Source organism: Bacteroides sp. 1001302B_160321_D4, from assembly GCF_015667765.1.
GTDB lineage: Bacteria > Bacteroidota > Bacteroidia > Bacteroidales > Bacteroidaceae > Bacteroides > Bacteroides xylanisolvens.
In genome coordinates, this window is record NZ_JADPLO010000050.1 from 20309 (window position 1) to 33177 (window position 12869).

Below are 12869 nucleotides of genomic sequence, written 5' to 3' on the forward strand. Positions count from 1 at the left end.
ATGTTTATAAATACAATTATCTTTGTGCGTCATTGCTGATTATTGATTAGTAGTGATTTATGTTTTTCGCAAATAAAACAAACTAAAGCATTAAAAGATTATGAAACAGAACATTGCAAAAGTATTCACTTTCTCGTTGTTGGCGTCTTCCATCAGTTTTATCAGTTGTGTTGATAATGAGAAAAATCTGTTTGATGCAGATCAACTGAAGCAAATTTACGAAGAAACTTTTCCTGTAAAAAACATCGATCTTGATGGTGATTGGACAGTGTCACGAAGTGTGATAGCGTGTGTGTCAGTTAATGGAGATCAGGGAGTAGATTATAAGATACAAATATTTGATGCCGATCCATTAAGTCCGGGAAGTACAGCAAAACTCTTAGCGGAAGGAACTGTCAATCAAAGTACGACTTTGAATGTGGTGATGGATTGTGCAACAGCGCTTGATAAGGTGTTTGTTGCACGCATAGATGAGCACAAACGCTATCTGGTTCAACCGGTAGCGATTGAAAATGGTACAGTGACAGCGCATTTAGGAGACGCACATTATATATGGATATACAGGAGCACAACGTCTCATGTTGAATACAGGGAATGCTAGTACCCCTCTTACAGATATATACACTCTTGAAGTGAACGTCAAACTTAAGAATGCAATATCTGTCCCTAGTGTGACAGATGGCTTAGACTTCTTCATTGCTTATCAGGGGATAGGTCAAAAGAGAACGGAAATCCATTTGACTCATTTTAATTCGGCTACGGCGAATGGGCAATTGGCAGATAATGAAGTGCTCGAAGTAATCAAGGCAGTTAATAATACTTGGGCTCTTTGTGTTCCTGATAAATTTGCTTATCCAACAGAAACAACAGTGATAACGAATGCATATTCTAAATTTGCAGATTGGGCACACGATCAGAGCTCAACCACAGATTGGTATAAGACTGTTAGTAGTGACAAGGTGATTCAGTACTAAACTTTTCGTCATCTCTACACTTTTTACATAAAGTTTTAGAATCCCTGATTATACTGACGATTGTTTGTGTAATCAGGGATTTTGCTATCTCACATGTTTTGTTATTTTTCTCTGTTAGCAAGCAAAAACCTTTAAAATGCTGAAAATTTTGCTTGTTTTGTACAAAAGCACCGTGTTTTTATCGGAAAAGCATCGTTATATTTGTGAAAAACATAAGGATAAAGTAAGCAAAAGATGCGGATAATGTCACCAAAAGCTATGGATAGAGTAAGCAAACCATTGGGATAGTGTCGCTATGTCGTAAATATTGTTAGTATTTTCTACTTTCCTTCCATTGATTTTTCTATTTCGGTCTTTGATAATGATAAATAGAAAAGAATAAAAGGAAACTTTATTGGTATAGATAATCTCTCTTTGGTGGTAAATGTTTTGATGATGTATCAAAAAGTGTATATATCGTGCCTGATTATAGAATAACGATTTGAGCAAATTCCTCTACAGTGGCAGAAACTCTTTATTCCAATAAAAGGGAGGAAAGAAACGATTCCTGGTAGATTAAGAATTACAAAGTGTCAATGGTGACTTTTTGTAAACTATAGTTTCTATAAGATAGGTTTCATCAATTGTTAAGGCATTTTTTCTCTCTGTTACAATTATATATTTTAATGCTTTGTAACTATGAAGAGACAAAGAATAGTAGCTATGTTGAATAATAGTTGCTTGATGGCATAGCACGATAGAACTTCCGTAATGTACAAATCAAGCGATTTAAGGTTGAATAAACTTAAATCGCTTTTCTCCGCATCACTACTATCTGATCGAACCGCTTTTGTGACGGAGTGCCAACTATAATTTCCTTTGGAGGGAATCGCTTATCGAACTCATTAGCAGCTGATTTATCGACCTGATATATTTCATCTTCTATGTAACGTCCTTTAGCGTTGGCTAAAGCATTATCATATAATTCATAAACATGAAGAGCTGTGGCATACATATTATCTTCGGTGCGAATCCCTAATGTTTCAGCAGGAATGAATCTTTGCCGGAGGTAATAATCCGGATCACCGCAAAGTAAAATGGCACGAAATCCCATATCGAAAGCTCGTTCTTTGGTCAGCGCAATCATTTTTCCTCCAATACCTTTCTGTTGATATTCGGGAAGAACAGAAATAGGCCCCAGACTCAATACTTCATATTGGTTACCGTCATCTGCCATGATAAATGATTTAAGGCAGACCACATTGCCGACAATCTTGCCATTAAGTTCTGCAACAATATCGAGTTCCGGTACAAATTTGGGATGGTTACGCATGATATGGAGCAGATAATGTTCGTCACACCCCGGAGAAAAATGATTCCAAAAGGCTTCCCGTGTGACATTTTCGGTTTCATTATAATCCGAAGGTTGCTCAATTCTAAGTTTTATATCCATCTTATCAAATATATAGTTGCACAAATATAGAGAACAAAATTTGAATATTTACCTCTTTAAGGACGAATCTGTACATTATAGCAAGATGAGACAAAAACTCCCGATACAAAGTTTGAATATACACTAGTATCAGGAGCTTTTTGTATTGATGCATCAAGATTGTAGAGAATTAAACCTTGTTCATATTTTGCGTGTACAGACTATTGATGATACCGTCGAACAGTCTGATGGTAGGTACAATAATTCCGGTGGCTTTTATATGAGTAGCTATCTCGAGAAATATTTCAGCAGCAGGTACAATAACATCGGCCCGGTCCGGTTTCAACTTATATTGCTTGATACACTGTTCGGTAGAGAGCTTTCAATGTTTCATATATATCTTGCAGTGATTTTTTTATTTCACTTTGTTTCATACTGAAAGAGAACCGTCTAAATTTTTTGCAAAAATATCAATGTGGGATGTAATCGTCATAACGATATTATTACGAACTTATTACAATGTTTATTTGTTATTTTTATATATCAGTAGAAACACTTATATTCGCAAAAGTATTGGAACAGACTCGGTTAAAAAATATAGAATTTATGAAAACAATGAATTATTCCCTTATTCGTATTCTCTTTGCACTTGTGATAGGATTGGTGCTCGTTATTTGGCCAAATGCGGCTGCCAGCTACATTGTCATTACAGTTGGTGTTGCCTTTTTGATTCCTGGTGTTATCAGCCTTTTTGGCTATTTCGGCCGGAAAAGACAGGAAGGTGAGGCGGCTCCCCGTTTCCCGATAGAAGGAATCGGCAGTTTATTATTTGGACTTTGGCTGATTGTGATGCCTGAATTCTTTGCAGATGTTCTGATGTTTCTATTGGGATTTATCCTGATAATGGGAGGAGTGCAACAGATTGCTTCTTTATCGATGGCACGTCGGTGGATGCCTGTTCCGGGAGCGTTTTACCTGGTTCCTTCATTGATTCTTATTGCAGGTATCATCGCTTTGTTTAATCCGACAGGAGCACGTAATACTGCATTTATAATTATTGGTGTGAGTAGTTTGGTTTATTCGCTTACCGAATTAATCAACTGGTTCAAGTTTACCCGTCGTCGTCCGAAGACTCCGGTGGTACATGACGATGATGATATTGAGGATGCAAAGATGATCGAATAAAAAAGAAGAGGACTGCTTCACAGCACCCCTCCCCGCAAACTTAAAACAACCAACAAAAGAAATAGATAATTTCATAACGATGAACTGTGAGTGTAAATGCGTTGCAATACAACTTGTTCGCCGTTCACCGTTTATCGTTCACCGTTCTTTTTTTCTATCTCACAAATAACAGTTCCCTGTATTTCGGAAGCGTCCACATCTGGTTGTCAACAATGAGTTCCAACTTATCGATGTGGTAGCGGATTTCTTCCAGTGCCGGAACGATCGTGTCGTGGTAGGCAATGGCTTTTTCCCGTTCGCTTTCTATCTTGTTCGCAACCTTACGAGCTTCAATCATTGCATCTACATGTTCCTTGATGAAGGCTGTGCGGTCGGCAATCTCTTCAATAAGTTCCAGGTTTTTAGCAGACAATTTCGCTGCCTTTTCTGCCGGGAAAAGAGATTGCATCTTATAGACATTATTAATTAAATCCGTTTGATATTGAGTGGCCACCGGAATGATATGGTTCATAGCCAAATCACCCAATACACGCGCCTCGATCTGAATCTTCTTCGTATACGTTTCCCATTTCACTTCGTTGCGGGCTTCCAGTTCTTTCTTTGTCATTACACCGGTAGCTTCGAACATGGCAATGGTTTCCGGTTTCAGGTAGTTATCGAAGATAACAGGAACACTGGTTTCGCAATCCAGTCCACGGCGGGCTGCTTCTTTCTTCCATTCGTCGCTGTAACCATTGCCGTCAAAATGAATCGCTTTACATTCCTTGATATATCCACGGATAATTTCGAGAATGGCAGACACTTTAGGTTCTCCTTTTTCAATCAAAGCATCCACATCTTTCTTAAACTTCACCAATTGGTCTGCTACGGCAGAGTTCAATGCAATCATGGCAGACGCACAGTTTGCCTCGGAACCTACGGCACGGAACTCAAAACGGTTTCCGGTGAAAGCAAAAGGAGAGGTACGGTTACGGTCAGTATTATCAATCAACAATTCGGGAATCTGCGGAATATCCAACTTCATTCCCTGTTTGCCGCTAAGACTAATCAAATCATCTTTCGTACTGTTTTCAATGTGATCCAATACCTGCGACAATTGCTTCCCTAGGAAAGAGGAGATGATGGCAGGAGGTGCCTCATTAGCTCCCAGACGGTGGGCGTTGGTAGCGCTGGAGATAGAAGCTTTCAACAATCCGTTATGATGATAAACTGCCATCAATGTGTTTACGACGAAAGTAACAAAACGCAGGTTATCTTCCGGAGTCTTACCCGGTCCCATTAATAAAATGCCCGTGTCAGTTCCCAGCGACCAGTTGTTGTGTTTGCCCGATCCGTTGACGCCCTTAAAAGGTTTTTCATGAAGCAGTACGCGGAAACCATGACGGCGACTAACCTTACGCATCAATGACATAATCAGCAAGTTATGGTCGTTAGCAAGGTTACACTCTTCAAAGATGGGGGCTAACTCGAACTGGTTCGGGGCAACCTCGTTGTGACGGGTCTTAACAGGAATACCCAGCTTTAACGCTTCAATTTCGAGATCCTTCATGAAAGCGGCTACGCGGGTGGGGATAGCACCGAAGTAGTGGTCCTCCAACTGTTGGTTTTTGGCACTGTCATGTCCCATCAAAGTACGACCGGTCATTAGCAAGTCCGGACGTGCGGCATACAATCCTTCGTCTACCAGAAAGTATTCCTGTTCCCAGCCCAAGTAAGCAACTACTTTTTTCACTTCCGGGTTGAAGTAACGACATACGTTTACAGCAGCTTTATCTACAGCCCGCAATGCTTTCAGCAAGGGAGCTTTATAGTCGAGAGCTTCGCCGGTATATGCGATAAACACAGTTGGGATGCAAAGCGTATCATCTACAATGAAAGCAGGTGATGAGGGGTCCCATGCGCTGTAACCACGGGCTTCGAATGTGTTACGGATACCGCCATTCGGGAAAGAAGAAGCATCCGGTTCCTGCTGTACAAGCAGTTTACCGGTAAATTCTTCCATCATACCGCCTTTGCCGTCATGTTCAACGAAAGCATCATGTTTTTCAGCTGTGCCTTCGGTCAGCGGTGCGAACCAGTGCGTATAATGAGTAACACCCATTTCAATGGCCCATTTTTTCATGCCGGCAGCTACCTCGTCGGCAATACTGCGATCTAGCGGAGCACCGTTGTCAATGGCGTCAATCAGTGCATTATATACCTTGCTGGGAAGGTATTTGAACATTTTCTCCTTGTTGAATACATACTTGGCGAAATACTCCGAAGGACGTTCGGCAGGTGTTGCTACCTCAACAGCCTTTTTCTTGAAAGCTGTCTCTACTACTCTGAATCTAAGTTTTGACATAATACCTGATTTGATTTGTTGTTAAATATGTTAGAGTAAATAATTACTTTGTTATGTGGTTCCCGGAAAGGCGATCAAACCTGTCCGGAAGTTTTTTCTGTGATTAGCGGGGTAGTGATTAGTAGTAAGTTGTGCGTAGCTGTCTTTCACTAATCACTAAACCGTTCATCACTAAATTAGTTGTAAGCAGATTCTCCGTGTTCGTAAATATCAAGACCTTCTTCTTCGATACGTGCCGGAACGCGAAGTCCGTGAATCTTATCAAGCGTTTTGAAAATGATGAATCCCATGCCTGCTGCCCATGCACCTACTACCAATGCTCCAAATATTTGTGCACCGAGGAATCCGAAACCGTAGCCATAGAATAAACCTTCACTGGTGGAGAACAAACCTGTAAGAATAGTTCCTAAAAAGCCACAAACACCATGTACAGAAGATGCACCTACCGGATCGTCTATCTTTAACACCTTGTCAATGAAGTCAACGGAGAATATCATTACGACACCACATATTGCACCTATTAAGGCTGCTCCTGCAGGAGATACTGCGTCACATCCTGCTGTGATACCTACCAGCCCTGCCAAGATACCATTCAGTGTCAATGACAGGGAAGGTTTTCCATATTTCATCCAGCTCACCAACAGAGCGAAGAAACCACCGGCACAAGCTGCCAGATTCGTTGTCAGGAATACGTGGGAGATGGCGATAGCATCGGCTTCGGTTGCTGCTGCCAATTGAGAACCGGGGTTGAACCCGAACCATCCGAACCAAAGAATGAATACGCCTAGTGCGGCAATAGTCAGGCTATGGCCTGGGATAGCTTTTGATTTGCCGTCTTTACCATATTTACCGATACGGGGACCAAGAATGGCAGCACCTACCAAAGCAATCCATCCACCTACAGAGTGAACGACCGTAGAACCGGCAAAGTCATGGAAGGTGGTTCCGAAGAGACTCATCATGAAAGAACCTTCTTCACCGTTCATCAACCAGCCTCCGCCCCATGTCCAGTGACCGGATATCGGATAAATCAGTACACTGATAAAGATGGTGTAGACGATATACATGGAGAATTTTGTGCGTTCTGCCATGGCTCCTGATACAATTGTAGCTGCTGTCGCACAAAATACGGTTTGGAATATGAGGAATCCTTCGGTTGGCAGACCATTATCAATGAAAGAAAGGTCGAAGAAATGAGGCATTCCGATGAATCCGCCTGCGCCGAACATCAATCCGAAACCGATAAACCAGTATAGTAAAGAGCCGAACATGAAATCTACAAAGTTCTTCATCAGAATGTTGGCAGTATTTTTCACTCTGGTGAAACCTGCTTCTACTAATGCAAATCCCGGCTGCATGAAGAATACGAGCATTGCTGCAAGCAACATCCATACAGTATTCAATCCAAGAGCTAATTCACCGACCGTATCGGGAGCTGCTGATGCTTCTTCGGCAGGAGCGGTAACGACTTCGGTAATTGTTTCTGTAACTGCTGCAACTGTATCGGCAGCGGCCGTGTTTTGTGCCGACATATCAGTAGTAAAACAGCACAAAATGAATATAGTAGTGGCTATCCACAGCTTTACGAAGCTATGGCTTTTATATTTTGTATCCATAATAGTATAATCTTATTTAACGTTCTTGTTCTGCATTGTAGAGGGCTATGTCACCACGTTCGGCAGTGCGTATGCGGATAGCGTCTTCGATAGGAATGACGAAAATACGTCCGTCACCGATTTCTCCGGTCTGTGCAGCTTTGATGATAGCCTGCACTGTTTTCTCGGTATTCTTGTCGCGCACGACAATAGAGATCAAAATTCTTTCAATGGTGCTGGTGTCATATACTACGCCACGGTAGATACGTCCTTGCCGTGCTTTTCCAATACCTCTTACATCGTAATAAGAGAACCATTCGATGTCCGCTTCGAGTAGGGCGTCTTTTACGTCCTCGAATTTGGTTTTACGGATAATAGCTTCAATCTTTTTCATATACCTTAAATATTAGTGTGTCCTGTAAAAGAAAGAGGTATAGGGTAGCGGCAGCCATAGCAGGTTACCATACAACAAACCGATAAAATCTAAACTCTAACTACCTTTTCTAATCCCTATACGCTCTTTGTATTGTAAATTCTCTCTCTTAAAAACTTAGTCCGAAAGCAAAGTAGGCTCCTTCAGTGCGTGGGTTCACTGTTACTTTGGCAAATGTCGGTACGGAGAAGGAATCTGTGATTTTAATCTCCTTGGATGCTCCGAGACTGATGTCTGTTACGCAGAATCCACTGGTATAGCCATTATAAAAAGTCGTTTCCCAAGGAACCATACCTAAATCTACTGTCCAGTCGAGACCTCCCAATTTGAAAGGTGCGCTAAGTGCGAGGTAAGAAGAATAAGCTCTTTTGCCGTTTTCTTTCACACCGTCGGCACCTGCAAAGTTTGTGTACCAGTTGACGGCTAGCGGACCGAAATCATATCCCACTTGTGCTTCAAATACATGTGCTGTAGAATAGGCCCCATATTGGAAATACTTATTGGTTGTATAAATCTCCTTTCCGTATTCATCTACATCCCCTGTATATGTTTTATCAAACCAATAATCCGTTATTGAAACACTAAATCCACCAATTGAATAACCGATAGTTAAGTCAAACTCTTTTGCATCTTTGGATTCAATTCCTACTGATCCCCATGCTCCGAGTGATAAACCTTTGTAAGAGATTCCCAGTGAAGGCTGGACGCTAACTCCGCCTAAATTCTGACCGCGCCAGATGTAACCACTTACCAAATCTGCCCCAACGGAAGCTTCTACCTTATCTTGTGCCATCATTGTAGACGGGACAAGTCCTGACAGTAATAATGCTACTGTTATTACCCCCAATTTGTTGTTAATCGTCGTTTTCATCGTCTTTTTACCTTTAAAAGTTAGAAAAATGTGGATGTACGGTCCATTTGTTATATAGTAGCGCGCAAAATACTATCGTTTTTTATGGATAACTGATTGTGGATAACTGATCCTGCAGGAATGATGATGTTCGTTTAATGGGGGCATGTTGAACTTTCTATTTCCCGCTATCCATTATTCATTCAGTCAGAGCCAGTTCTTTATTCTTCTCATCGCTTCGATACAGTCGTTGCGTTCGCCGAATGCAGTTAAACGGATATACCCTTCACCGCTTGGCCCGAAACCTACACCGGGAGTACCGACCACATTGGCTTCATACAACATCTGTTCGAAGAATCGCCATGAAGAAAGTCCGTTCGGAGTTTTCACCCACAAGTAGGGAGCGTTGATGCCGCCGTATACTTTCAGTCCTGTGGTTTCCAAGCCTTCCTTCATGATTTTTGCGTTGGTCATATAATAGTCGATTGTTTTCTTAATCTGTGCCTTGCCTTCTGCACTGTAAACGGCTTCTGCTGCCCGTTGGGTAATATAAGAAGTGCCGTTAAACTTAGTACACTGGCGACGGTTCCACAATCTGTTGAGTGGTATGCGATCGCCTTCCAGAGTGGCGGCAGTGAGCTCTTTCGGAACCGCGGTATATCCGCAGCGTACTCCTGTAAATCCTGCCGTTTTTGAAAAACTACGGAATTCAATCGCGCACTTTTTAGCTCCTTTAATCTCATAGATAGAGTGGGGGACATTCTCGTCCTGGATATATGCCTCGTAAGCGGCATCGAACAGAATCAGTGTATCGTTTGCCAAGGCATAATCCACCCACTTTTTCAGTTCCGGTTTGGTTAAGGTGGTCCCTGTCGGGTTGTTCGGATAACAGAGATAAACGATGTCTATCCGTTTGTCCGGAATTTCCGGGATAAAGTTGTTCTCACTTGTGCAAGGCATATAAGTAACGTTGCTCCATTTACCCGTTTCTTCTTCCAATACTCCGGCGCGTCCGCACATAACGTTACTGTCTATGTAAACCGGATAAATGGGATCTGTAACACCTACGCTATTGTCGTGGCGAAGAATATCACCTATATTTCCGGTATCGCTTTTAGCCCCGTCACTGACAAAAATCTCGGATGCCGAGAAATGAATCCCGCGTGGAGCGAAATCGTTCTTTATGATTGCTTCAATCAGAAAATCATATCCCTGTTCAGGACCATATCCGCGGAATGTATCTTTGCCGGCCAGTTCTTCTACCGCTTTATGCATTGCTTCTATACAGGCTGGAGGAAGTGGCTGCGTAACGTCGCCGATACCTAGCCGGATGATGTCCTGTTTGGGATGCGTTATCCTGAAAGTATTTACCTTTTTCGCTATATCCGAGAATAAATAACTTCCCGGTAATTTTAAAAAATGCTCGTTTACTAATGCCATCTTGTTATTGTTTTAAGTTTCTATTACTATTCATTCTCAACTCTCCATTCTCAACTCTCAACTTCTTCAACAATTTCCCCATCGAAAACCTTGGTTGCCGGTCCGGTCATTAATATATGTCCGGAGGTTTCATCCCATTCGATGGTAACTGTCCCTCCATCCATTATCACATCACTTTTTCTTCCTGCAAGTCCGTTGATGAAGGCGGCTACTGCTGTGGCGCAGGCACCTGTTCCGCAAGCTTGAGTAATTCCCGATCCTCTTTCCCACACTCTCATCCGTATGGTGTCTTTACCGACGATCTGTGCAAACTCTACATTCGTTCTGTCGGGAAAGAGAGGATGATTCTCCAGTTCAGGACCGATTTCCGGCAGATTAATTCGGGTGATGTCATCAACAAATGTGACGAGATGAGGATTACCCATTGATACTTTAGTAGATTGGAAAGGATATTTCTTTCCCCAATCAATCTCTCCTGTTTCTTGCGGACTGCCCATATCTACGGTGACTGTACTGACTGTTTTTCCTTCTACCTGCAATTTCAGAATTTTAATTCCCGATAGTGTATCCAAAGTTATTTCTGTTTTATCAGTCAATCCGTATTCATATACATATTTGCCTACGCAGCGGCTACCATTGCCACATATCATTGCTTCCGAACCGTCGGCATTGAAAATACGCATACTGAAATCCGCTTTATCAGAGACACCAATCAATATTAGTCCATCGCTTCCGATTCCTGTATGAAACTTGCTCCATTCGATTGCCTTCTTTTCAGGGTCTGCTATCGGATATCTGGTCGTGTCTACATATATGTAGTCATTTCCTGCTCCATGCATTTTGGTGAACTTAATTCTTGTTGTCATTTTGATTGCTATTTATTGGTTGTTGTATCCTTTTGTTTTATTACAATGCAAAGATATGACTTTTTGCTTTATATTTTATTGAAAAGTATGTCTAATCTCTATTAATTTTCTGTGAACTTATAATTGCCTTTCATACGGCTATGTTTAGTTATAATTTGGAATTATATATATTCATATATTAATAAACTGTTATTTGAACGAATTGCTTTGTATATTCTTTCATAATATATGAAGAATATTTAGTCCTGATAATCCATAAAACCAGTTATAAAAACAAGAAATATATTCTTTTTCTTTTGACGATATGAAAGTGAAAATCCTTATTTCTCTATCATATTGTTCGCGGAGTGTTTTGAAGAACCTTTTTCTGTATTCATTGTTTTAGCACTATCATTAATATAAAAACGTAGCGATATGAATATAGAGAAACAATTAGAAACAGCAGTTAAAACCAACCATCTGGTGTTGGTGGTGTTCTATGCCGATTGGTCCCCTCATTATGAGTGGATAGGGCCTGTGCTTCGAACTTACGAAAAGAGAACTGTGGAATTGATTAGAGTGAATGCAGAAGAGAATAGAGCAATTGCTGATGCTCATAATGTAGAAACAGTACCGGCTTTCCTTCTATTGCATAAGAGTCATGAACTTTGGAGGCAGGTAGGAGAGCTTACGGTAGAAGAATTAAAAGAGGTATTGGATGATTTTCAATGAATTGTCTGTAATCTTTTATTGGTATTCATAAAAAGGACTCTTTTCTTTTTTCGTTAAAAGATTGATATTTCTAAAGTGTTGGTATTAAGAGTATTATAGAAGAGCATTTTTTCATTTAAAGAAACGGGTGTTTCCTTTTAAAGGAAACACCCGTTTGACACCGAGAAACAATCTGTTTCTTTTAAAGGAAGATTCCGTTTCCTTAAAGCCAGATATTAAATTCTTTAATATGTGAATATTTTTTCTTATTGAAGCTTTTTAAGTTCTTCTTGTAAGATGACCGGTTCGTTAGTGGTGATGAAATCTACCTTTTGTTCGATCAGCCATTTCATATCTTCTACTTCGTCTACTGTCCATACGTTGACTTTCAAGCCGAGGTCGTGAGCTTCTTTGATCCATTCGGGGTGTTTCTTAATCACTCCCATGTGATAGTCCAGACCGGCAGCACCCAGTTCTTTCAGCTCTTTGGGAGACAATTCTCCGTTAAGGTAATATACCGGAGTACCGGCAGGAGCCAGACGGATAAACTCTTTCATGGCATGTAGAGAGAACGTGATATATTCCATACGGTTTTCCAGTCCCATTTTCTTTACCATGGCAACAATTCCTTGTACCGCTTTAGTCTCGCGTTTCTTGTTGCTATGCGCTTTCAGTTCGAGAATCAATTGGGTTTTACAGTTTTTTCCGGTTTCCAGATACTGTTCCAGGCTGGGTAAGTTTTCTCCGTTGGATAATTTAAGTCCGGTCAGTGCATCACCTTTGGAATATTCCATCGGCCTCATCTTATATACAGGATCATGGTTAACCACCAGCTTGTTATCCTTCGCGATCCATACGTCAAATTCTGAACCGTAACAACCGATGGAGTCTGCTTTTAGAAGTGATGAAATACTGTTCTGCGATGATCCCGGAGTTTTCCAGAAACCGCGGTGAGCTATCACTTTTGTCTGTGCCTGCATGCAGCAAGCAGCCATTAGAAAGGCAGAAGCCATCATCATTTTTTTTAAATTCATTTGTTTGATCTTTTAAAAGTTTGATAGATTTAATTGGGTTTGGCCTC

11 protein-coding genes and 2 pseudogenes are annotated in these 12869 nt (G+C 41.1%); 4 read left to right on the top strand and 9 right to left on the bottom strand.

Features of this window, described 5'->3' with window-relative positions:
• The first annotated feature begins 100 nt into the window (after positions 1-100).
• Both KFO40_RS25965 and KFO40_RS25970 read left to right on the top strand, forming a co-directional pair.
• The gene (locus KFO40_RS25965) at positions 101-601 is read left to right on the top strand and encodes a hypothetical protein (RefSeq protein ID WP_032851507.1); all 501 of its coding nucleotides are present in this window, start codon (positions 101-103) and stop codon (positions 599-601) included.
• Positions 537-974, top strand: a pseudogene (locus tag KFO40_RS25970) (LruC domain-containing protein); the annotation flags it as partial. The gene KFO40_RS25965 and the pseudogene KFO40_RS25970, both read left to right, overlap by 65 nt.
• Before the next feature lie 784 nt (positions 975-1758).
• Here KFO40_RS25970 and KFO40_RS18130 read toward each other — a convergent pair.
• Both KFO40_RS18130 and KFO40_RS25760 read right to left on the bottom strand, forming a co-directional pair.
• Positions 1759-2406: a GNAT family N-acetyltransferase gene (locus tag KFO40_RS18130; protein ID WP_032811781.1), complete on the bottom strand. Its 648-nt coding sequence runs from the start codon at positions 2404-2406 to the stop codon at positions 1759-1761.
• Positions 2407-2575: 169 nt separating this feature from the next.
• A pseudogene (locus tag KFO40_RS25760) lies at positions 2576-2798 on the bottom strand (Ppx/GppA family phosphatase); the annotation flags it as partial.
• Positions 2799-2991: 193 nt separating this feature from the next.
• On the opposite strand from KFO40_RS25760, the gene KFO40_RS18135 reads away from it, so the two are divergent.
• Positions 2992-3570 carry an HdeD family acid-resistance protein gene (locus tag KFO40_RS18135; protein ID WP_211146664.1) on the top strand — a complete coding sequence of 193 codons (579 nt, stop codon included), beginning with the start codon at positions 2992-2994 and terminating at the stop codon, positions 3568-3570.
• Positions 3571-3724: 154 nt separating this feature from the next.
• On the opposite strand, the gene KFO40_RS18140 is transcribed toward KFO40_RS18135, so the two are convergent.
• From KFO40_RS18140 to dapF, 6 genes are all read right to left on the bottom strand, one after another.
• Positions 3725-5914, bottom strand: coding sequence for a glutamine synthetase III (locus KFO40_RS18140; protein WP_022275364.1), 2190 nt, complete (start codon positions 5912-5914; stop codon positions 3725-3727).
• A 176-nt stretch (positions 5915-6090) separates the two neighbouring features.
• Positions 6091-7530, bottom strand: a complete 1440-nt coding sequence (locus KFO40_RS18145) for an ammonium transporter (protein ID WP_055234777.1) — start codon at positions 7528-7530, stop codon at positions 6091-6093.
• 16 nt (positions 7531-7546) lie between these two features.
• A complete protein-coding gene (locus tag KFO40_RS18150) occupies positions 7547-7903 on the bottom strand; it encodes a P-II family nitrogen regulator (protein ID WP_004303701.1) in 357 nt (118 codons plus the stop codon).
• A gap of 148 nt (positions 7904-8051) precedes the next feature.
• Positions 8052-8813, bottom strand: coding sequence for a hypothetical protein (locus KFO40_RS18155; RefSeq protein ID WP_049702572.1), 762 nt, complete (start codon positions 8811-8813; stop codon positions 8052-8054).
• Positions 8814-8999: 186 nt separating this feature from the next.
• The gene (locus KFO40_RS18160) at positions 9000-10232 is read right to left on the bottom strand and encodes an LL-diaminopimelate aminotransferase (RefSeq protein ID WP_074910635.1); all 1233 of its coding nucleotides are present in this window, start codon (positions 10230-10232) and stop codon (positions 9000-9002) included.
• Between the two features lie 50 nt (positions 10233-10282).
• The gene (dapF, locus tag KFO40_RS18165) at positions 10283-11098 is read right to left on the bottom strand and encodes a diaminopimelate epimerase (protein WP_211146665.1); all 816 of its coding nucleotides are present in this window, start codon (positions 11096-11098) and stop codon (positions 10283-10285) included.
• A 414-nt stretch (positions 11099-11512) separates the two neighbouring features.
• Here dapF and KFO40_RS18170 point away from each other — a divergent pair, with 414 nt between their 5' ends.
• Entirely contained in the window at positions 11513-11809 is a 297-nt protein-coding gene (locus KFO40_RS18170) for a thioredoxin family protein (protein ID WP_015530958.1), read from the top strand.
• A 245-nt stretch (positions 11810-12054) separates the two neighbouring features.
• Here the strand turns inward: KFO40_RS18170 and KFO40_RS18175 are convergent, their stop codons facing one another.
• On the bottom strand, positions 12055-12822 hold the full coding sequence (locus KFO40_RS18175) for a glycerophosphodiester phosphodiesterase family protein (RefSeq protein ID WP_074910641.1): 768 nt from the start codon (positions 12820-12822) through the stop codon (positions 12055-12057).
• Positions 12823-12869: the final 47 nt, after the last annotated feature.